The 20,388-nt window shown below is 65.7% G+C and carries 16 protein-coding genes; 11 read left to right on the top strand and 5 right to left on the bottom strand.

Annotated features, from left to right (window positions below; all coding sequences use genetic code 11):
- The first annotated feature begins 69 nt into the window (after window positions 1-69).
- Both NFX52_RS13375 and NFX52_RS13370 read left to right on the top strand, forming a co-directional pair.
- Entirely contained in the window at window positions 70-1,683 is a 1,614-nt protein-coding gene (locus NFX52_RS13375) for a DUF1800 domain-containing protein (protein ID WP_055398848.1), read from the top strand.
- 10 nt (window positions 1,684-1,693) lie between these two features.
- A complete protein-coding gene (locus NFX52_RS13370; RefSeq protein ID WP_055398850.1) occupies window positions 1,694-2,911 on the top strand; it encodes a DUF1501 domain-containing protein in 1,218 nt (405 codons plus the stop codon).
- An 87-nt stretch (window positions 2,912-2,998) separates the two neighbouring features.
- Here the strand turns inward: NFX52_RS13370 and NFX52_RS13365 are convergent, their stop codons facing one another.
- A complete protein-coding gene (locus NFX52_RS13365) occupies window positions 2,999-3,916 on the bottom strand; it encodes a DHH family phosphoesterase (protein WP_252635676.1) in 918 nt (305 codons plus the stop codon).
- A gap of 129 nt (window positions 3,917-4,045) precedes the next feature.
- On the opposite strand from NFX52_RS13365, the gene NFX52_RS13360 reads away from it, so the two are divergent.
- Window positions 4,046-4,510, top strand: coding sequence for a tellurite resistance TerB family protein (locus tag NFX52_RS13360; protein WP_055398854.1), 465 nt, complete (start codon window positions 4,046-4,048; stop codon window positions 4,508-4,510).
- Window positions 4,511-4,611: 101 nt separating this feature from the next.
- Here NFX52_RS13360 and NFX52_RS13355 read toward each other — a convergent pair whose 3' ends face one another.
- Window positions 4,612-4,947: an ankyrin repeat domain-containing protein gene (locus tag NFX52_RS13355; protein ID WP_055398856.1), complete on the bottom strand. Its 336-nt coding sequence runs from the start codon at window positions 4,945-4,947 to the stop codon at window positions 4,612-4,614.
- 115 nt (window positions 4,948-5,062) lie between these two features.
- Here NFX52_RS13355 and NFX52_RS13350 point away from each other — a divergent pair, with 115 nt between their 5' ends.
- A complete protein-coding gene (locus NFX52_RS13350; protein WP_055398858.1) occupies window positions 5,063-5,860 on the top strand; it encodes a pseudouridine synthase in 798 nt (265 codons plus the stop codon).
- Between the two features lie 68 nt (window positions 5,861-5,928).
- Window positions 5,929-6,879, top strand: coding sequence for an NAD(P)H-dependent flavin oxidoreductase (locus NFX52_RS13345; protein ID WP_252635675.1), 951 nt, complete (start codon window positions 5,929-5,931; stop codon window positions 6,877-6,879).
- Between the two features lie 33 nt (window positions 6,880-6,912).
- Here NFX52_RS13345 and NFX52_RS13340 read toward each other — a convergent pair whose 3' ends face one another.
- On the bottom strand, window positions 6,913-7,503 hold the full coding sequence (locus tag NFX52_RS13340; RefSeq protein ID WP_055398863.1) for an NAD(P)H-dependent oxidoreductase: 591 nt from the start codon (window positions 7,501-7,503) through the stop codon (window positions 6,913-6,915).
- 472 nt (window positions 7,504-7,975) lie between these two features.
- On the opposite strand from NFX52_RS13340, the gene NFX52_RS13335 reads away from it, so the two are divergent.
- The 4 genes from NFX52_RS13335 (at window position 7,976) to NFX52_RS13320 (ending at window position 10,771) form a co-directional block, all read left to right on the top strand.
- Window positions 7,976-8,482: an MgtC/SapB family protein gene (locus tag NFX52_RS13335; protein WP_055398918.1), complete on the top strand. Its 507-nt coding sequence runs from the start codon at window positions 7,976-7,978 to the stop codon at window positions 8,480-8,482.
- Between the two features lie 217 nt (window positions 8,483-8,699).
- Window positions 8,700-9,662, top strand: a complete 963-nt coding sequence (locus NFX52_RS13330) for a DMT family transporter (protein WP_055398865.1) — start codon at window positions 8,700-8,702, stop codon at window positions 9,660-9,662.
- Window positions 9,663-9,930: 268 nt separating this feature from the next.
- A complete protein-coding gene (locus tag NFX52_RS13325) occupies window positions 9,931-10,146 on the top strand; it encodes a hypothetical protein (RefSeq protein WP_055398867.1) in 216 nt (71 codons plus the stop codon).
- Window positions 10,147-10,231: 85 nt separating this feature from the next.
- A complete protein-coding gene (locus NFX52_RS13320; protein ID WP_055398869.1) occupies window positions 10,232-10,771 on the top strand; it encodes a DUF924 family protein in 540 nt (179 codons plus the stop codon).
- Window positions 10,772-10,790: 19 nt separating this feature from the next.
- Here NFX52_RS13320 and NFX52_RS13315 read toward each other — a convergent pair whose 3' ends face one another.
- Window positions 10,791-11,726, bottom strand: coding sequence for a M14 family metallopeptidase (locus tag NFX52_RS13315; protein ID WP_055398871.1), 936 nt, complete (start codon window positions 11,724-11,726; stop codon window positions 10,791-10,793).
- 104 nt (window positions 11,727-11,830) lie between these two features.
- Here NFX52_RS13315 and NFX52_RS13310 point away from each other — a divergent pair, with 104 nt between their 5' ends.
- Together NFX52_RS13310 and NFX52_RS13305 are read left to right on the top strand one after the other, a co-directional pair.
- The gene (locus NFX52_RS13310; RefSeq protein WP_055398873.1) at window positions 11,831-14,974 is read left to right on the top strand and encodes a hypothetical protein; all 3,144 of its coding nucleotides are present in this window, start codon (window positions 11,831-11,833) and stop codon (window positions 14,972-14,974) included.
- Window positions 14,975-15,379: 405 nt separating this feature from the next.
- Entirely contained in the window at window positions 15,380-19,375 is a 3,996-nt protein-coding gene (locus tag NFX52_RS13305) for an NACHT domain-containing protein (protein ID WP_162239771.1), read from the top strand.
- Window positions 19,376-19,792: 417 nt separating this feature from the next.
- On the opposite strand, the gene soxR is transcribed toward NFX52_RS13305, so the two are convergent.
- Entirely contained in the window at window positions 19,793-20,257 is a 465-nt protein-coding gene (gene soxR / locus NFX52_RS13300) for a redox-sensitive transcriptional activator SoxR (RefSeq protein WP_055398920.1), read from the bottom strand.
- Window positions 20,258-20,388 lie beyond the last annotated feature (131 nt).

Raw genomic sequence — 20,388 nt, 5'->3', positions numbered from 1 at the left:
CAGCAGGCTTGCACGCCGCGTTGGAGCGGAGCACCATGCGCCCACACTGCCTGCCCCCAAACGCGCCCCATGAACGCTCCTTCCGCCCCGCCCCACGGCCCTCTTCAACGCCGCACCGTGCTCGCAGGCCTGCTGGGCATGGCTGCCACCGCCCCGCTGGGCCTGGCCCGCGCCACCACCCCGGCGGGCGCCGCTGCCTGGAACACCGCCGACGAGCCCACCCTGGCCCGCCTGCTGGACCGCGTGACCTGGGGCAACACCGCCCAGGGCGCACAGGCGCTGCCGCCGCAAGGGGTTGCTGCCTACCTGGCCGCGCAGCTGCGCCCGCCGCCCGCCACGCTGCCGCGCGCGGCCCAGGCGCAGATCGACGCCATGGCCATCACCCGCACGCCCCTGCCCGAGCTGGCCGCGCGCATGGAGGCGCAGCACCAGGCCGCCAAGGCCCAGCCCACCGAAGACGGCCGCAAGGCCGCGCTCAAGGCCTGGCAGCAGGACATGCGCACGCTGCAGCAAGAGGCGGCCGAGCGTTTTGTGCTGCGCGCGCTGTATTCGCCCACCCAGCTGCGCGAGAAGATGACCTGGTTCTGGATGAACCACTTCAGCGTGTTTGCGGGCAAGGGCCACCTGCGTGTGCTGGTGGGCGACTATGAGGAACGCGCCATCCGCCCCCATGCGCTGGGCCGCTTTCGCGACCTGCTGGGTGCCACGGTGCGCCACCCGGCCATGCTGCATTACCTGGACAACGCTCGCAACGCTGCGGGCCGCATCAACGAAAACTACGCGCGCGAGCTGATGGAGCTGCACACGCTGGGCGTGGACGGCGGCTACAGCCAGCAGGATGTGCAGGAGCTGGCACGCGTGCTGACCGGCGTGGGCATTGCGCGCCAGCCAGACAGCAACGAGCCCCCGCGCATGAAGCCCGCGCTGCGCCGCCACTACGTGCGCGACGGCCTGTTCGAGTTCAACCCCCAGCGGCATGACTGGGAGCCCAAGACCCTGCTGGGCCAGCCCCTGCGTGCCGAGGGCCTGGCCGAGGTGGACGAAGCGCTGGACCGCCTGGCCCGCGCACCGGCCACCGCACGCTTCATCACCCGCAAGATCGCGCTCTTCCTGGTGGGCGACAAGCCACCGCACGCGCTGCTGCAAACCCTGGCCCGCACGTTCGAGCGCACCGATGGCGACATCGCCGCCGTGCTGGAGGCACTGTTCAGCGCGCCGGAGTTTCGGGCATCGCTGGGCCAGCGCTTTCGCGACCCGGTGCACTATGTGCTGGCCAGCCTGCGCCTGGCCCATGGCGACGCCGTGCTGCCCGGCGCCGAGCCCGCGCTGGGCTGGCTGCAGCGCCTGGCCGAGCCCCTGTATGGCCGCGCCACGCCCGACGGCTACCCGCTGGACGCGGCGGCATGGGCAGGCTCAGGGCAGATGTCCACGCGCTTCGAGATCGCCCGCGCCATCGGGGCCGGTGTGGCCACCGCCCCCATGCCCACCCCGCGCGAGAAGGAGATGAGGATGGCCGAGCAGTCGGCATCGCAGCGCACGCCCCCGCCGCTGGCGCAGAGTGCCTATGTGCGCGCCCTGCAGCCCACTTGGTCGGCCGCCACGCGCAATGCGCTGGCGCAGGCGGCCTCGCCGCGTGAGTGGAACCTGCTGTTCCTCGCCTCCCCCGAGTTCATGCACGGCTGAGGAGATCACCATGCAACGCAGACACCTCCTTCAAACCCTGGGCGCCAGCGCCCTCGGCGTGCACATCGCCAGCGCGATGGCCGCCCCCGGCGCGCAGGACGTGCGTTTTCTGCTTGTGTTCTTGCGTGGTGGTTATGACTGCGCCAGCCTGCTGGTGCCCACGGCCAGCAGCTACTACTACGAGACGCGCCCGAACATCGCCATCGCCCGACCCGGGCAAGACGGTGGCGCGCTGCCGCTCATGCCCGACTGGGGCCTGCACCCCGCGCTGGCCGAATCGATGCTGCCGCTGTACCAGCAGCGCCAGCTGGCCTTTGTGCCGTTTGCGGGCACCGACGACCTCTCGCGCAGCCACTTCGACACGCAAGACAGCATGGAGCTGGGCCAGCCCGTGGGCGGGCGGCGCGACTACCGCTCAGGTTTTTTGAACCGGCTGGTGGCCGAGTTGAACCCGCGCACCGGCAACACCCCGGCCACGGCCGCGCTGCAGCCCATGGCTTTCACCAGCACCCTGCCCCTGGTGCTACGCGGCGCAGTGGATGTGCCCAACACGCTGCTGAGCGCGGCGGCGGGCCGCAGTGGCGTGGACGCGCGGCAGGCGCAGCTCATCGAATCCATGTACCGGGGCACGCCACTGGCCACACCCGTGGCCGAAGGTTTTGCCACGCGCGAAGAGGTCGCCCGCACCATGCAAGGCGAAATGGAAGCTGCCAGCCGCAACGCGCTGAGCACCAAGGGTTTTGAAGGCACGGCCCGGCGTATGGCGCGGCTGATGCAGACGCGCTACCAGATCGGTTTTGTGGACGTGGGCGGCTGGGACACCCATGTGGGCCAAGGTGCAGCTACGGGCGCGCTGGCCAACCGGTTTGAAGAGCTGGGCCGGGGCCTGGCGGGTTTTGCCGACGAGATGGGCCCAGCATGGAAGAGCACCGTGGTCCTGGTGGTCAGCGAGTTTGGCCGCACCTTCCGCGAGAACGGCAACCGGGGCACCGACCACGGCCACGGCACCGTGTTCTGGGTGCTGGGCGGTGGTGTGGGCGGCGGGCGCATTGTGGGCGAGCAGCAGGCGCTGACGGCCACCACCTTGTTCCAGAACCGCGACTACCCCGTGCTCAACGACTACCGCGCCGTGCTGGGCGGGTTGTTCGCCCGGTTGTACGGGTTGAACGCGGCCGCCGTGGCGCGGGTGTTTCCAGGGACGAAGGGGGCGGACTTGCGGCTGGTGTAGCTTGCGCAGATTGCTATATATTTAATAGCTATCAGCGCTTATCCATAGCGCGCAAAGGCCGATTTTTATTCAGAACCTGCCCCTGCTTCAGGCGTTGAAGGTGCCAGAGAGCAGCTCGGGCAGGCGCTCCACCTTCATCTTGAAACCGCAGGCCTGCGCATGCCCGCCGCCGCCCATGCTTTCGGCCAGCGCGATGCAGTCAAAGTTGCGCTGCGCACGCAGCCCCACCTTCACGCCTTTTTCGCCCGCGCTCCACATCAACGCAAAGGTGCCGGTCTTGGCCGAGAGGATGTCGCCCACCAGGCTGTGGAACATGCCGGGCGCATTCACCATCAGCCCGGTGATGCCGTTGAACACCGGCGGCTGCGCGCCCTCGGCGATGTCGGCGCAGAGCTTCTTGTACTTCTCGTCCATGGCCTCGCCGCGCACCATGAACTCCTTGAGCTGCTCGGGCGTGAAGGCCGCGATCTCGCGCCAGCGCGCAAAGCCCTGTTCTTCCATGTCGAGGGCCGACAAGAACGCGGCGCTCTCGGCAAACTCCCACTTCCAGATGTCGCGGTCTTCCACGTACTTGAGCAGCTCAGGGATGGGCTCGTGCGGGTGAAAGAACTCCCACGCCAGGCGCGCGCCCGACTTGCTCATGTCGAAGTGCACCACACCGCAGCGGCAGGCAAAGCCAGTGAGTTTTTCGGCGGCGCTCTTGTGGTGGTCCAGCATCACCAGCTTGGCGGCACGCTCGTCGATGGCAGCCATCACCTCGGCGGCAAAAGAAAAGTCGAGGATGTAAACCGCACGGCCTTGCAGGGGCGGCAGGTCGTCCGCAGACTTGACATCGCCGTGGTCGAGCCCCACGTATTCAGCACTGTCGCCGTAGTACAGGCATGCGGCCAGCGCCGCGCCAAAACCGTCGGGGCAATTGCGCCCGTGGTACAGGATCAGCGGCTTGGGATCGTTCTTGTCGGGGGCAACCAGCAGTTGCAGGGGGAGTATGGTTTTCTTCGTCATGGCCCCCGATTGTCGCCGGGGCGGTGCACCACGCGAGCGCAAAGTGCGCAGCCCGCCCGCGCGCGCTGCGGGAACCAACCCATCCACCGCGTCTCCACCCCATTTGCCCCGCACACCGAAAAGCACCCGATGTTCCGAACCCTCAAAGACCTGTTTGACAGCTTCACGCAGCCCTCCACCACCCAGTCGCCCGCCGCGCGCGCCCACGCCGTGCAACTGGCAGCCGCCGTGCTGCTGGTGGAGGTGGTGCGGTTTGATGCCGCCATGGACGACGCCGAGCGTTCCACCATGGTGACCGCCCTGAGCAGCAAATTTGCGCTGAGCGATGATGAGCTGGAGCGCCTGCTGGAGCTGGCCGTAACCACATCGAAGACCGCCTACGACTACCAGCGATTTACCAGCAGCCTCAACGATCACTTCACGCAGGACCAGAAGATCCAGCTCGTGGAGGCCATGTGGCAGGTGGCGTATGCCGACGCCCACATCGATGCCAACGAGAACCACACCATCAGCAAGGTGGCCGGGCTGTTGCATGTGACGCATGGCGAGTACATCGCGGCCAAGATGCGGGCAAAGGAAGGAAGCCCACTCTGAGTCGCATTCGGCCCTTCCCCCCGAGTGGGACACCGCCCGGGCGGCGAGGCGGCCGCTGGCCTGGACTGCGCGGGCTCTACGGATGCGCGTGTACTTGGCGTCTACACCGGCAACCAGCGCCACCAGAACGGTTTGCGCTCTTCCTTCGCGCCCCGGGCCTGCAACAGCGCAATGAACTCGCTGCGCTGATGGCGTCGGGCCGCCTGCAGCGGTGTCATGTCGTCAAAGTCAGACTTGAGCTGCGGATCAGCACCGTGGGCCAGCAGGTAGTGCGCGATCTCGCTGTGGCCTTGGATCAGGCTGGCCACCAGCGGCGTGCACAAAATCTCGGGGTGTTGGTAGTTGGGGTTGACGCCCGCGCTGATGTGGTGGCGCACTAGCGCCAGGTCGCCCGCCACGGCGGCGGCGTACATGTCTTTCCAGTCTCCAGCGGACATACCTGGGCATCCTTTGCAAGGGTTGAACGGGGCCAGTGTAGGCAGCGGCGCGTGCGGCACAATCCGCGCCTTCCCTTATCGTCCCTTGTCTTCCCCGGCGGCAACGCCCTCCTTCATGCACCCTCCCCTGCACATCCTCTGGCGCGACGAGCACTTGGTGGCCGTCTACAAGCCTGCGGGCTGGCTGGTGCACCGCACGGGGCTGGACGCGGGAGAAACACGGTTTGTGATGCAGACCCTGCGCGACCAGTTGGGCCAGCATGTGTACCCCGTGCACCGGCTGGACAAGGGTACCTGCGGCGTGCTGGTGATGGCGCTGCACAGCGATGCGGCGCGGGCGTTGTCGCAAGCCTTTGAGCATGGGGCCACGCACAAGCGCTACCTGGCCATGGTGCGCGGCTGGGCGCCCGAGGCCATCGAGGTGGACCACGCCTTGAAGCCCGACGATGCCCCGGCCGATGCGGCCGTGCAGGACGCCCACACCCGCTTTCGGCGCCTGGCGCAGCTCACGCTGCCCGAGGCCAGTGATGCGCGTTTTGCCACCACCCGCGCCTCGCTGGTCGAAGCCATCCCCACCACAGGGCGGCGCCACCAGATACGCCGCCACCTCAAACACCTGGCGCACCCCATCCTTGGCGACGCGACACACGGCAAAGGCCCCCTCAACCGCTGGTGGGCCGAGCGGCTGGGGCAGCAAAGGCTGTGGCTGCATGCGTGGCAACTGACGGTGCCGCACCCGGTGTCGGGGGTGGCCATGACCTTCGACAGCGGGCTGCCATGGCCGGGGCCTGCGGGCTGGGGCCCCGGGCGCGACACGGCAGAGATTGCCAACGCCAGCCCCGTCTCCGATTGGCAGCGGCTGTTTGCACGCTTGCCGTGGGAAGAGACGCAAGGCACGCCCGCTGCACCGTAACCCGGGCGACACGACGACAGCGCACCCGTCGAAATAATGGGCACTCCAAAAATCAGGAGACTCCGCCCATGACCACACCCGCCACCAACCGCGTCCTCGCCCACACGGGCGCGCGCTACCCAATCATCCAGGCGCCCATGGGCTGGATCGCGCGCACGCAGCTGGCATCGGCAGTGTCCCGCGCGGGCGGGCTGGGCATCATCGAGACATCGTCGGGCGAGACGGCCAACTGCCAGGCCGAGATCACCAAGATGAGCGCACTGGGCCTGCCGTTTGGCGTGAATCTGCCCATCCGCTTTTTGAAGGACGACGCCATGCTGCGCTTTGTGTGCGCGTCGGGCGTGAAGTTTGTGACCACCTCGGCAGGCAGCCCGGCCAAGTTCATTGCGCCGCTCAAGGACGCGGGCATCACCGTGTACCACGCGGTGCCCACGGTGGACGCGGCGCTCAAATGCGTGGACGCAGGCATCGACGGCCTGGTGGTCGAAGGTGGTGAAGGCGGTGGCTTCAAGAACCCCGAAGAAGTCTCCACCCTGGTGCTGCTGCAAGCCATTCGCGCGCGGGTGGATGTGCCGCTGGTGGCCGCCGGGGGCATCTGCGACGGGCGCGGCATGGCGGCGGCTTTTGCGCTGGGGGCTGAGGCGGTACAGATGGGCACACGGTTTGTGAGCTGCGCCGAAAGCCCCGTGCACGCCAACTACAAGAACGCCATCATTGACGCGGGCGTGACCGGCACCTGGATGCTCAACACCAAGGCCAGCCCTTGCATCCGCGCGCTCAAGTCCCAGCGCACCCAGGCCATCCATGAGGCAGGCCTCATGCCCGCCGACAGCTTTGCGGACATCCAGCGCGTGTACTTTGACGGCGACATGGAGGCCGCACCGGCCCTCGCGGGCCAGACCGCCGGGCTCATCGATTCCGTCAAGACCGCGCAGCAGATCATTGACGACACAGTGCAGGAGTTCTTTGCGATCAGCCAACGCATGGGCGCCTTGGCTGCAGCGCGGTCATTTGGATGATCGCCATCGCAGCGCAGGGCTAGGGCCAGGGCTCTACGCCGCCTTCGCGCCCAGCGCACGCATGCGCGCCTTCCACTTGGCAATCCCATCGTCGCCCAGTTGCTCCACGCTGCCCACCAGCGTCTCATGCACCGGCGCAATGCCCACAAAGCCCAGGATATTGCGCTCCAGCGACTTCACGCTGTGCGCGCGGAAGTACCAGCGGTAGACCAGCGCTGGCATGCCCATGGTGACGACCACCCGCGCACTGCGCCCTGTGAGCCCCTTGCGGCCAAAGGGGTTGCTGCCTTCGGTGTTGAAGGCAAACCCGGGTCGTGCCACCTGCTCCAGAAAACCCTTGAGCAGGGCTGGCATGTCGCCCAGCCACAGCGGAAAAAACAGCACGATGTGCTGCGCCCAGCCGATGTCCGCCTGGGCAGGCTTGAGCGATGCGGGCAGCAGGCCCAGCTCCCACTCGTGCTGGCTGCGCAGCAGCGCAAAGTCGATGGCAGCCACCTCGATCTCGCGCACCTCGTGGCCCGCCGCGATGGCCCCCTGCGCATAGGCCTGCGCCAGCGCGTGGCACAGGTGGGGCGCACTCGCGTCCGGGTGGCCCTGTATCAGAAGAATGCGTTGGGGCATCATGGCAAAAACTCCTCGCGGCGCCAGGCCCGCCGGTGATGGCGGCCGCTGCAGGCACCAAGGCAAATCGTGACACGCGCAACCCCGGGGTGCAAGCGCCGAGCAGATGGCGCCACCCGCAGGGACGGGTTGGGGAGGCACGGGAGGAACGTGGCTATGGGCGGCCATCGCCAGACGCTTCACTTTTGATAGCTACCAGCGCTTTACCATCAAGCGCCAGGTGCCAATTTCTATCAAAACCTGGCGCCCACACCCCGCCAAGCGGTCGTTGGCGTGCGTCGGCAGTGTCCTACCCCCGCGCTCGCCCGCCACCGGTAGACGCTGCCGCGCCGGAGCAGCACAGTCGCAGGGCAGCACTGTTGCTGCGCCCCCTCCTCCGCTGGACTCCCCGCCATGCCACCACACGCGTACCGCTCTCTGAGCACACCGCCCTCCCTCGCCACAACGCCGGTCACCGGGTGCAAGGACCATGGCCATGGCTGACCTCTGGCAGGAGATCGCCAGCACGGTGGCCTCGGAATTCTCGGACGTGCCCGATGCGGCACAGGCCACGCGCATCGTGGTGCGCCTGGCCATGGCAGCGCTGCTGGGCGGGCTGCTGGGTTGGGAACGCGAACACGCGGGCAAGGCCGCCGGCGTGCGCACGCACATGCTGGTGGCCATGGGCGCGGCCCTGTTCGTGCTGGTGGCGCAGCAGGCCGGCATTGAAGCGGCAGACAACAGCCGCGTGCTGCAGGGCATCATCGCGGGCGTGGGGTTTTTGGGCGCGGGCACCATCCTCAAGGGCGATGCCGAAAGCCAGGTCAAGGGCCTGACCACAGCCGCTGGCATCTGGCTCACGGCCGCCATCGGCGTGGCCGCCGGGCTGGGCCGCGAAGCCACGGCGGTGCTGAGCACGGTGCTCGCGCTGGTGGTGCTGTGGGCCATTCCGATGCTGCACGACAAGGTGAGCCGCAACGCAGCCAACCACAAGGCGGACTGAGCCGAGCCGAGGCAACCCGCTGGCGCGGGCTGCGCTACACTTTTTCGCCCACCAACCCCCTGGCTGCGGCGCAGGCCCACGCGCCGCAGGCAGCCACATCTCGTTACCCCATGCACAGTCTTCCAGCGCAGCACCGCTGCCTTGGCGGCACAGCTCCTGCGCCGTTTGCCACCCTGCCACCCGCCACAGCCTGCAGCCTTCCTGTGGTGGTACAACCATGACGCGGACGAGCGACACCGAGGCTCAGCCTGCGGCATCTGCAGCCGCGACCACAACTGCGACTGCGACGGCCACCACAGCGCAGGCGGCAGCCTCGGGCAACCTGCGCGGCATCGTCGCCATGGTCGCGGCGGTGGGGTGTTTTTCGCTGATGGACGCCCTGCTCAAGACCCTGTCGGCCAGCTACCCCGCCATGCAGGTGGCGGCGCTGCGCGGCTGGGCTGCGTTGCCGCTGGTGGCGCTGTATGTGCTGTGGCGCGGCGAGGTGCGGGGCTTGCTCAAGGTGCGCTGGCCGCTGCACCTGCTGCGTGGCGTGCTCAACGTGACCATGCTGGGCCTGTTCACCTACGCACTCAAGGAGCTGGGTCTGGCCGAGGCCTACACGCTGTTTTTCATCGCCCCGTTGCTGATCACGGCGCTGTCCACCGTGGTGCTGGGCGAGAAGGTGCGCGCCGCCCACTGGGTGGCGATCGTGCTGGGCATGGTGGGCGTGGTGGTGGCCCTGCGGCCCAGCCAGGACGCCTTTTTCACGCTGGGCGCGCTGGCGGTGCTGGGCGCAGCGTGTGGATACGCCGTGTCGGCCATCACGGGGCGCGTGCTCAGCCGCACGGACTCCAGCGCCAGCCTGGTCTTCTGGACCACCGCCTTGCTGGCGCTGGGCGCGGGCACGCTGGCCTGGCCCAACTGGGTGGGTGTGGCGCAGGCGCACTGGCCGCTGGTGGCGGGCCTGGCGGTCACGGGGTTTCTGGGGCAGCTGGCGATCACCGAGGCGTTCCGGCATGGGCAGGCGTCGGTGGTGGCACCGTTTGAATACACGGCCCTGGCCTGGGGTATGGGGCTCGACTGGGTGCTGTGGCAGGCCGTGCCGGGGGTTTCCACATTGCTGGGGGGCGCGATCATCATCGGCAGCGGGTTGTATCTGGTGCGGCAGGAGCGGACGCAGGCGGTGGTGCCTCCATGAGGTGAAGCTCCCCCTGAGTCGCCTTCGGCGCCTTCCCCCTCTCTCGCTGCGCGGGAGGGGGACGCCACCGGTGGCCTGGCAAAGCCAGTTCCACGGTGGCGCTGGCCTGGGTTGTGCCAGTTTCTTGAGCGGAGCCAGGGACAACGACGACCTTGCAGGTGGCGGCACCTGCCCGCGCCGTCGCACGGCATGGTCTTACACCCCGGCAGGCGCATGGGCGGTGCAATAGGAGGTCCATCACATCGGCACCACCCAAAAGGAATTCACCATGACCCAGCACGCCACCATTGCAGGCCACGTTACCTACACCCCGGGTGACGGAGCCCCGTTGACCATTCCGAAAGGCCCCGTGGAGCTGGAGCCTTCCAAAGACAGCACCACATTGAGCTGGACGGCGGACAACGATGCCGTCGGCTCTGCCGCGATCCCGAAGGACCAGTTCAACCAGTACGTGCGCGAGGGAAAAATCCGCATCCAGAACTGAGCGGTCAGCATCGGGTACTATGAAATTAATAGCGGCCAGCGCTTTATGATAAAGCGCCAGAGCCCTATTTCATTCGATATTCACGATGCAAGCCGAAGACATCCTTCATTTCTGGTTCGAAGAACTCACCCCCGCCCAGCACTTCGCACAAGAGGACGCCATCGACGCGATGATCCGTGTCCGCTTCGGTGCCACCTGGGAGGCGGCCCGGCAGTGCGAGTTGTGGAGTTGGCGCGGCACGCCCCAAGGCCGCCTGGCGGAGATCCTGGTGCTGGACCAGTTCTCGCGCAACATCCACCGGGGCTCGCCGCTTGCGTTTGCGCAAGACGCCCAGGCGCTGGTCCTGGCGCAGGAACTGGTGGCCGGGCAGCACGACACGGCACTCACCCCCGCCCAACGCGCCTTTGCCTATATGCCCTACATGCACAGCGAGTCGCTGGTGGTGCACGCCCAGGCGATGGTGCTGTTTGACCAGCCGGGGCTGGAAAACAACCTGAAGTTCGAGGTGGCGCACCGCGACATCATTGCGCGCTTCGGGCGCTACCCGCACCGCAACGCCGTGCTGGGGCGCACGCCCACGGCGCAGGAGCTGGCCTTCCTCGCGCAGCCCGGCTCGCCCTTCTGAGCTTGCCGGTCCTTGCCGATCAGATCGGCCGGGTCAGGTACACCGCCTCGCGGCCCACGATGGGCTCGCGCCTGGGCATCATCACCGTACAGTCGTCGCACAGCGCGCGGATCTCGTGCGGGCCATCGGTGGCGATGAGTTCGCCCTGGGCAAACACCTCAAAGCCCTGCACAGGCCGTGTGAAGCGGAAGTCCGGCGTGCGCACCATGCAGGTCTCCAGCAGTTCATAGCGGCGCTGCGGGCCTGGCGCTGGGCGGTTGGCAGCGGCTTCGACCAGCCCGAAATACGCCAGAAAATCCAGCGCCACGGCCGTAGCCACGTCGGCCGCCGACTGGCGGAAATGCTGGCCACACTCCACCACCAAAGCCACCCCATCGCTCTCAGCCAGCCCATGGCGGCCATGCTGGATGAGCGGCGTGCCCGAGCCCAGCCCGCTGGGCATCACCAGGTGCACGGGCGGGCGGCCGATAGCCAGCGCCACCTGCGCATTGCGCGGATAGGCGGGGTACACCCAGAAAGGCTGTACGTCCTGGCTGGTGGAGTGGATGTCCAGGATGTGATCGGCCGCAGCGACCACCGGGCGCAGCACCCGTGCGCGGTCCAGCTCGGGGCTTGCGGCCGTGCCGTCCAGCTCACCGGCGGACCAGATGCGGTTGAGGTTGTGCACCAGCTGGCGGCTTTCAAATGGACGGGTCGGGTCAAACGATGCATACGCCGCCACGTTAGCAAAGCTGATGGTCAACGTGCCAATCCGCGGGCGCACGCCCGTGTCCAGCAGGTGCGTGGCCGCCACCATGCCGCAGATCTCGTTGCCATGCGTGAGCGCATTGATGAGCACGTGGGGGCCTGGCTGGCCCGATTCAAAACGGTGCACGTAATCGATACCCACATTGCCCTGGCGGTAGGCAGACAGGTCGCGGGGGAGGACTTCGAAAACGGGAGAGTTTTGTGTCATGGCGGGCAATTAATAAGACAACACATCATTCTCTGCGCAAAACAGAAACCACATGGCGCGCGGTGTACGATGCCCCGCCCGTTGTTCCACCGCTCTGCCGCACCATGCCCACTGCCCGACTTTGCCCGCTGGCCGATGTGGCCGCCTTGCTGCCCGCCGACAGCTGGATCGCCCAGCGCCTTGCAGAGGCCCCGGATGCGCTGACCACGGAAACCGTGCTCTGCATCACCGGCGATGTGCAGGTGCCCGAGCTGCACCTGGATGCGCCCCTGGCCAGCGGCAGCCCGCTGCGGGCGCTGCTGCAGGGCGGCAACAACACCAACCAAGCTCCCACGGGCCAGCCCTTTCTGATCCTGATCGAAGGGCATCTGCAGATTGACGGCGCGCTCACCTGCGACGACACCGATGGCGCCACGCACCTGGTCGTACTGGGCGACGCGCGCATGCACAACGCCGTGGTGGGAGGCCAGCTGCTTTATGTGCAGGGCGCGCTGCAAGTGGCCGACCTGCTGTGGGGCGACTACAACCACGGCGGGCTCACCGTGCGTGGCGGGCTCATGGCGCGGGTGGCGCTGTTCACGGATGAATACCACGTAGACATCACCGGGCCGGAGCAGGTGGAGTTCCTCATCGACGAGGTGCGCAGCGTGCCGCACCGGGCGGAGTTCTCCAGCGAGATCGCGGGCATCGTTTTCCCGCCCGAATTCCATGACGGCATCGACGATGGCGAGAGCGGTATTAACTACATGCTCAGCCGCCCCCGCGTAGTGGCCGCCGTGCGCGCAGGCGATAGCGCCACGCGCAGCAGCGCCGAGATCTACGCGCTGATGCCTCTGGAGGCCGACCTGTTCGCCGACGAGACCATCAGCGTGCGCAACATCCTGGCAGCCGTGCACACGCCCGTGATCGGCCCCAAGGAACACACGGCCACCGGGTGGTTTCAGCAGACTGATTTTTCGCTGTGCCAGCGGCATGTGGACGCCGATGGCGACCAGCGCGACGACAACGTGTTCATCACCGTCTGGAAGACCTGGGACTTCTACCTCTCGGTGGCGCAGGTGCGCGAACGCCAGGGGCTGCTGGCGCGCCTGGCCGCCGCCGTACGGGGCCGCAAGCTGCCGACCACCGCGCAGCTCACGCTCTTGTACCGCGCCTACAGCGAAGGCGAGCCCGGCGAATGGCTGCCCCTGGCACCCGACACCGCCCCCGAAGCCTGGCAGGCCTGCACGCTGGCCTGGCGCGGCGTGTTGGACTACCTGCGCAAGGCCGTGGGCCAGCACCGCACCCGCTACCCGCTGTACCAGCGCCTGGTGACCGAGCTGACCGCAGAGCGCATCGAAGAATTCACCACCCTGCCCGTGTTCACCGCGCGCTACAACGACTGGTGGGACAGCGACAAGAACGGCTGGTGGGAAGGCGACGTGTGGGTGGGTGCGCGCCAGCCCTGCATGCACGAAGGCGAGCCTTGGGGCCGCGCCCTCAAGCTCAGCTGGGAAAACGGCGACGAAGCCCCCGGCGACGAAGACGACAACGCCCACAGCGCCTACCAGATCAACGTGGAAGCCGCGCTGGACGGGCCTGCCGTGGTGGAGTTCACCTATGCGCAGCGCCAGAGCGATGCCCGCACCACCCTGCCCCGCAGCGCCGCCGACCACATAACGCGGCTGCTGCGTTTTTACGGTGCGGTCCAATTGCGCGTGCGCGACCAGCACGAACGGGAGCAGGCCCGCCAGGCCGAGGCGCGACGCATTGAAGCCGCCGTGCAGCTGCTGGCCACGCCCCCGCTCGCGTCCGACCTGCCCGATGCAGCGGTATTCCCCGTCGAGCTGATGACGCTGTCCGACCAATGGCAGGCCGACGGGCAAAGCTATGTGGCCGCCATCCGCGCGCACCAGCTCGCCCTGGATGCGGCCGAGGTGCAGAAAGGCAACGGCGATACGGAAGAAGAAGAAGAAGAAGAAGAAGAAGAAGAAGAAAACGAAGACAGCGACCCGCCCTCCGACCCGCGCAAGGCGGCCGCAGCCACCGTGCTGCAGCTGGCCCGCGTGGTCAACACCCACGCCGACGAAGACCTGGCCGACCGCTTTCGCCAGCGCTTTGCATTTGCCCCCGACGCCTTCGTGCGGCACGCCGCCGATGCGGGCCGCTTCATCGGCCCGGTGTTCGCGCTGGAGGACGGCCGCGTGCTGGCGCGCATCGGCGCCCCCTACGACGACATGGCGCACTGGGTGGCCCTGCAGGGCCTGCGGCACATCCTCTTGCCCGCACTGCGCGGCCTCGGCCGCTCGCCCAACCGGCGCTGCTTTGCGCAAAGCGACGGCCAGCATGTCACCACGCACGATGGTTTTGACGGCCCCATCATCGCCCGCTTTGCACTGCCCCAGGGCAACGAAGCACTGCCAGCTCAGGTGGTGGTATCGCCCGGCCCCCTGGGCCAGCGCTGCGACGAGCTGATCCCCTTCAACGACGGCCAGCGTGTGCTGCTGCGCAACCCCACGGGCGTCTATCTGTTGCACGCCGAGGGTGCCGCGGGAGCCAGCAGCCCCGTGCAGCGCATCCACCCGCAAACCTTTGACGAAGACGGCCCCTACACCTGGCCCAAGAACCAGCAGGACGAATCGGTGAACGGCGCCGAGGTCACGATGCTGGCGCTCGACATGCTGCACATGGCCCTGTCACCGGACGAGCGCTACATCGCTGTGGGCGACCAGGACAGCGTGCACATCCTGCTGAACGCCCGAGGCCAGGTGGTGCGCCGCTACGAGCCCCTGTCGTCCTACCCGCACCACACCACCTTTTCACACGACGGCACGCAGCTGTTGGCCAACTCCTGCCACTTCTACGGGGGCTGCACGCTGGCCGCGCCAGTGAGTGAAGCGTTGCCAGACCTCGCGGCAGACAGTGGAGAAGAAGAAACACACGGAGCCCCGGCCATCAACACCCAGTGGCGCGTGTATGCATCTGCCACCCTGCCGGGCATGGTGGTGCTGGGCGATGCCAATGGCTACCTGCACGCCCTCAGCGACGAAGGATGCCCGCTGTGGCGCCACCACATCGGCAGCACCATCAGCGCCATGGACATATCGCCCGACGGCAGCACCCTGTGGGCCGCCAGCTACGGCGGCTACCTGGTGCACCTGGAGCGCGTGGAGACGGGGATGGACCCGTATTCCATCGGCACATCGCCGCATGCAGAGGTGCGGCGGTGGATCTTCTGGAGGGATGAAGTGGGGCCGTTGCGGTGGTAGGCGATGTCGCACTTTGACGGCTATGCATCAGCTTCGGACGCTCGATACAGAAGGGTCAAAGGAATGGGCAAATCATGAGGCCGTATGCGTCTGCAACGGCCTGGGAAGTTCAACATGTCACATCCATGGCGGACCGCTTCAGGTTGATTGCTGCCAGTGAACAAACTGCCGGAATGTCGGTCACCGAGGTCACTGTCATTGAAAGCTGGAAGGGTCGAACGACTGCTGCATCTCCGTCACCCGACTCTCAACACTCGAAAGCCTCGGCGCGCTTCGAGAACTACTCCTAGCGCCCGGAGTACGCGGCTGTGTTCAGTTGGCACGCCGAACTACCATTCAAAGCTGCCGAGCAATTTACTCTTGGATTGACAGAGGACGCAGATGCTGCTAGTTCCCCGCACATGCGTGCGCCAACCCGATACGAATGATGATCGCGCTGATGAGCCGACTCCGCTGAGTGACACGCAAGCGCTGATGGCGTACGTGTTGCTCGGCGATCCCGGCTCGGGCAAGAGTGAGGCCTTTAAGCTGGAAGCCAATGCTGTCGGCGGTCGTCGCATTAGTGCCAGCGATTTCCTTGCGCTTGAGCTCCCTGAACTGAAAGACTCGACGCTGCCGGTGTTCATAGACGGCCTAGACGAAACGCGGGCAGGCATGGTCGACGGTAGGGTGCCCTTGGACAACATACGCAAGAAGCTGCAGCAGTTGGGCTGTCGTAGCTTCCGCCTTTCGTGCCGGGCCGCTGACTGGCTGGGGAATCCGGATGCTGCCAAACTGCAGTCGCTACTACCCGCGAGCGAAAAGGTCCAGGTGTTCTCCCTGCAACCGCTGACCCTTGCCGACGTTGCAGCGATCCTTTCGGTCAACCACGACGTCTCCGATTCGCAGGCCTTCATCTCATCGGCTAAACAACATGGGCTGACCGATCTATTGTTTAACCCTCAGACTCTGGGGATGCTCGCTACAGCAGTCGGCCCGAAAAACTGCTGGCCGGAGACACGGCAGATGGTCTACGAAATGGCGTGCGAGCGCATGGTGCAGGAGCACAACGAGGAGCACTTAGCGGCCACACGAAGGAACGCACCGGATCAAGGCGCGCTCCTGCGGGCTGCCGAGTACCTTTGCGCCATTCAGTTGATCGCCGACCTCGCCGGCTTCACGCACGCGTCGAACCCTCCGAATCGTGTTGTCAGGCTGAACACAGTGCCGAATCCTGAGGCGCTGCCGCTGGAAGAAGCATTGGCCAGCCGTCTTTTCAAGTCGATGGGGCTCGATGTTTTTGCCCCTGTGCATAGAACCGTGGCCGAATTTCTTGCTGCGCGCTGCTTGGCTGATCGCCTTCAGAAACAGCTCTCGGTGCGGCGTGTGCTCGCGCTGATCTGCGGTTCGGACGGGGGAATAGTCAGCAGCATGCGCGGCTTGGCCGGCTGGCTGGCATCAATGTCTGTCGCAACGCGGGTCACTTTCGCTCGGCTTGATTCGCTCGGTGTCCTCCTTTACGGGGATGCTAAGAATTTCTCCGTCGCCGAGAAGTCAGCATTAATGGAGCAGCTTGGCGGTGACATCTCGGTTTCAACGTCGTTCCGCTGGTATGAATGGGAAGGCAGGCCGTTTGCAGCGTTGGTCACTCCCGAAATGCATTCGATTGTCAGTCAGCGATTGGCTGATGCCGATCGCTCTGAGAACCATCAACTCCTTGTGCTCGCTCTGCTTGAAGGGTTACTCAATACACCTCAGGACGCAGAACTCACGCCTCTACTGCTGTCGATGGTTCGGGATGCATCCCGTTGGTCAGCCGTACGAGGGAGGGCCCTAAAGGTCTGTCTGCGCTGGGTTGGAGTGGATGATCCATCCCTGCGGGGCTTGCTGAACGATGTCCATTCAGGCGTGGTGGCAGACAGCGACGACGAGCTCCTTGGCGCATTGTTGAAGGCCATGTATCCGCGGGCGCTAATGTCCGCAGAACTACCTGCATTCCTTCACCCGCGGAAACGAGAAAATCTCATCGGTAGCTACACGATGTTTTGGCGGCATGGCTTGGACCAGGTTGACGTAGCAGAAGTGCCGGGGTTGCTGGATGCCTTTGCGGCGAGTACAGAACTACGTAGGGGGGAACCCTTGCGGGAGTACACCAAGGCCGTCGGTAGTCTGCTGGTTCGCGTACTCAAGGAAGATTCGGGAGACATCCCGGATGAGCGATTGCTGAACTGGTTGGACGCCGCTTGCGGCAAGTACGCGGACAGCTTGCTGGAAGACGACCACAAGCAAAGGGTCCAACAATGGCTGCAAGCCCACCCGCAACGCTATTTCTCATTGCTTGACCTCGCTTTGAGCCGGTGGGCTAGTGAGCAGAATTCTGTGTGGCAGGCCTTGGGCCGGATGCACCATGCGAGGGCGCCTTCGAATGCGGTGCTGTGGTGGCTCGCCAAAGCCCAGACAACCGAAGATGAGGCGCGGGCGCGGTTGTATTTCCTTCAGGCCGTTGACGCCATCCCGGGCGACCCCGGGACGGAGCTTGAGGACATGCTGATCGCGTGCGAAAGCCTGAGTGCGGCACGTGGATGGCAAGTCTCGCTCGCTGACAGACTTACATGCAGTTTCGAACAATGGAAGTGGAAGTTAGACGAGGCGGCACACCGACAGGAGCGCGCGCGGGAAGCTGCCGAACGGCGCAACTTCTTTCGAGCACGAATAAGCGAGTTCGCCCTGCCGCTGGTACCGGTGGACCTGCTTGACACCGTGGCCGAGGTTTACGAGCACAGACACTGCGACATTGATGGCGAAACGCCGCAGGAACGGCTGGCCAGCCTCTTCGCGGAGGACGAGGAACTGATTCAGGCTGCGCTAACGGCGCTGCACAACACGATCAATCGTGAGGACTTGCCGACCGCGCAAGAGACCCTGGCGGTCATCGCTGAGGGCAAGAGGATGATGCTGAACTCGCCAGCGCTGATAAGCCTGGAGCTTGCATATCGCCAGGACCATGCGTTCCTCGACTCGATGTCGGATGACCGTCTGGTGGCAGCATTGGTGGCGCACTGGGTAAGCTCAGTTGAAGACCATGACACATGGGTGGCGGCGGCTGTCGCATCACGGCCACAGTGCATAGCTGATGCCCTGAGTGCCTATCTCACGGCCGCGATGCAGTGGAAAAACCGCAGTCCGTATGTCACCCACCTCTTTCGCGATCAGGCCTATGCCGAAGTTACGAAAAGGTGCCTGCTGTCGCTCCTGGCGCGGTTCCCCCTGCGTGCAGGTCCCAACCTTCGCAGTGCACTCGATGACATGCTGACTACTGCGCTCACACTGCCATTGCGCAATGAGTTGCTTCCCCTTATCAAGATTCGACTCGACGCGCCGAAGGTGGACGGACCGCAGCGCGCAAGCTGGTTGGCTGCGGGCTTATTCCTGGATCCCGATCACTACATGCCGCTTGCAAGCTGTTATTTGCAGCACCGCCCGCCTGCCACCCAACACCTCGCCGATTTCCTGCACTACCGGAGCGAGGTCGGTGGCGAGGCCATTCCGCAGCCATCGAAGGTCCTGGCATTCCTGATCGAACACTTCGGGGTTGGGTGCTCTCCAGCGCGGTCCACTGGCTCCGGGTGGGTGAGCCCCGTTATGAATCGTGCCGATCTCGTCAGGGACTTCCTCGCGGATTTTTCGGGCAGGCCAGATGTTGAGAGCGCCGAGCAGCTAAAACGCCTTGAGGGCCTGCCGGCTCTCGCTGAGTGGGCTCCAAGGCTGCGGGAGGCCCGAGCTGCACAGCAGGTCGTCCGGCGTGATGCAATTTACGAGACACCAATGTGGGCGCAGGTCTGCGCTGTCTTGCAGCAGGGGATGCCTTCTAGCTCGGCGGAGATCGCCGCCGTAGTGAACGACACAATTGAAGACCTGAAAGAACAGGTTTGCCGCAGCGACCTGAACCTGAACTATCAATATTGGAATACCGATTCGCACAAGAAGGCGACGACCCCTCGCCATGAAGAGCTATGCCGCGACGCGCTTGCAGATCAGTTGCGTGTTCGGGTTGAGCGATTCGAAATTGCCTGCTTGCCTGAGACTCACCACGCCGACGGCAAGCGCTCCGACGTGTGGTGCACCACCGGCACACGGGGCGGCGTGCCGATCGAGGTCAAGCTTGATCGGCACGCCGAACTTTGGACAGCTACTCGGGGCCAGCTGATCGCGCGCTATGCGAGTGATCCGCGGGCGAGGGGGCGGGGGATATACGTGGTGCTATGGTTCGGTGACCCTAGTCGGGTTCCCCTTTCGCCCTCGGGCGTGCGACCGCAGACGCCCGAGGAACTCCAGTCAATGCTTGAAGCAGGCTTGTCGGAAGACGAGAAGCGTTTGGTGGCAATTCACGTGCTCGATTGTTCGGTGCGCACTGGGAAATAGGCCAGTACAGCCATCACCCAGTGACCGCATCGCTTTGAGTTCTTGCATGGCGGATATGGGTCGGCATCGCTAGTGAAGGTGATAAGGAAGCGGTCAGTGGCTCGGCGCCCGCCGGGTCGCGGATGCCCTATGACCGCACTACTTCGTTCAGCCGCCATTCGTGCCATAGCCGGTTGCCGTACCCAATATCCGCAGTATGGCAGTCAGTGCGAGTACTCCCGCCGCCGGCAAACGGCTCCAACCGCTGCATAGCCGTTATCCAGCTCGTGAAGATGCGAGATGGCAACGGGTTGATAGTCGCCATCCGCACGGTGGCTATTGGCAAGGCTTTCACCGCGATGGCTGCCAGCCATGTTCGCAAGGAACGCCAACAGCTGCCCATGCGCCGATAGGCGCAGCCACCCACAACCCCGCCCCTCAAAAATGCGGCCCAGGCCCCTCCTGTGCCAGCGCATCCTGCGCATTGCGCAGCGGGCAGACCTTGAGCGACAAACAACCGCAGCCAATGCATCCATCCAGCTGGTCGCGCAGCGCCGTCAGCGTGCGGATGCGCTCGTCCAGGTCGTCGCGCCAGCGGGCGGAGAGGCGGCGCCAGTCGGTCACCGTGGGCGTGCGCCCGGCGGGCAGCGCCTGCAAGGCTTCGGCAATGGCGGCCAGGGGCACGCCCATGCGCTGCGCCACCTTGATCACCGCCACGCGGCGTAGCACGGAGCGCGGGTAGCGCCGCTGGTTGCCCGCATTGCGCGCGCTGGCGATCAGCCCGCGCGATTCATAAAAATGCAGGGCTGACACGGCCAACCCGCTGCGGCTGGCGACCTCGCCCACCGACAGCTCGGATTTTTCGCACAGCTCGGACGGGTCAGCCTGCGCGTCCGCTACCACGCGGGCAACGGGAATGCGAGGCTTGCCTGGTTTCACAACAGCTTCTGCAAGGGCTTTCTTCACGGAGATTGACCTCAATTTAACTTGAGGTTTGATACTAACCCACGAAGCCCTTGCAACCGCCGCCGATG

Origin of the sequence: Acidovorax facilis, assembly GCF_023913775.1 — a bacterium.
GTDB classification, from domain to species: domain Bacteria; phylum Pseudomonadota; class Gammaproteobacteria; order Burkholderiales; family Burkholderiaceae_C; genus Acidovorax; species Acidovorax facilis.
This window is presented reverse-complemented; position numbering and strand designations above follow the sequence as displayed.

What these genes read in the sequence shown, in the direction of transcription:
- NFX52_RS13375 (WP_055398848.1), top strand. Translation starts at nt 70, where the DNA reads ATGAACGCTCCTTCCGCCCCGCCCCACGGCCCTCTTCAACGCCGCACC.
- NFX52_RS13370 (WP_055398850.1), top strand. Translation starts at nt 1,694, where the DNA reads ATGCAACGCAGACACCTCCTTCAAACCCTGGGCGCCAGCGCCCTCGGC.
- NFX52_RS13365 (WP_252635676.1), bottom strand. Translation starts at nt 3,916, where the DNA reads ATGACGAAGAAAACCATACTCCCCCTGCAACTGCTGGTTGCCCCCGAC.
- NFX52_RS13360 (WP_055398854.1), top strand. Translation starts at nt 4,046, where the DNA reads ATGTTCCGAACCCTCAAAGACCTGTTTGACAGCTTCACGCAGCCCTCC.
- NFX52_RS13355 (WP_055398856.1), bottom strand. Translation starts at nt 4,947, where the DNA reads ATGTCCGCTGGAGACTGGAAAGACATGTACGCCGCCGCCGTGGCGGGC.
- NFX52_RS13350 (WP_055398858.1), top strand. Translation starts at nt 5,063, where the DNA reads ATGCACCCTCCCCTGCACATCCTCTGGCGCGACGAGCACTTGGTGGCC.
- NFX52_RS13345 (WP_252635675.1), top strand. Translation starts at nt 5,929, where the DNA reads ATGACCACACCCGCCACCAACCGCGTCCTCGCCCACACGGGCGCGCGC.
- NFX52_RS13340 (WP_055398863.1), bottom strand. Translation starts at nt 7,503, where the DNA reads ATGATGCCCCAACGCATTCTTCTGATACAGGGCCACCCGGACGCGAGT.
- NFX52_RS13335 (WP_055398918.1), top strand. Translation starts at nt 7,976, where the DNA reads ATGGCTGACCTCTGGCAGGAGATCGCCAGCACGGTGGCCTCGGAATTC.
- NFX52_RS13330 (WP_055398865.1), top strand. Translation starts at nt 8,700, where the DNA reads ATGACGCGGACGAGCGACACCGAGGCTCAGCCTGCGGCATCTGCAGCC.
- NFX52_RS13325 (WP_055398867.1), top strand. Translation starts at nt 9,931, where the DNA reads ATGACCCAGCACGCCACCATTGCAGGCCACGTTACCTACACCCCGGGT.
- NFX52_RS13320 (WP_055398869.1), top strand. Translation starts at nt 10,232, where the DNA reads ATGCAAGCCGAAGACATCCTTCATTTCTGGTTCGAAGAACTCACCCCC.
- NFX52_RS13315 (WP_055398871.1), bottom strand. Translation starts at nt 11,726, where the DNA reads ATGACACAAAACTCTCCCGTTTTCGAAGTCCTCCCCCGCGACCTGTCT.
- NFX52_RS13310 (WP_055398873.1), top strand. Translation starts at nt 11,831, where the DNA reads ATGCCCACTGCCCGACTTTGCCCGCTGGCCGATGTGGCCGCCTTGCTG.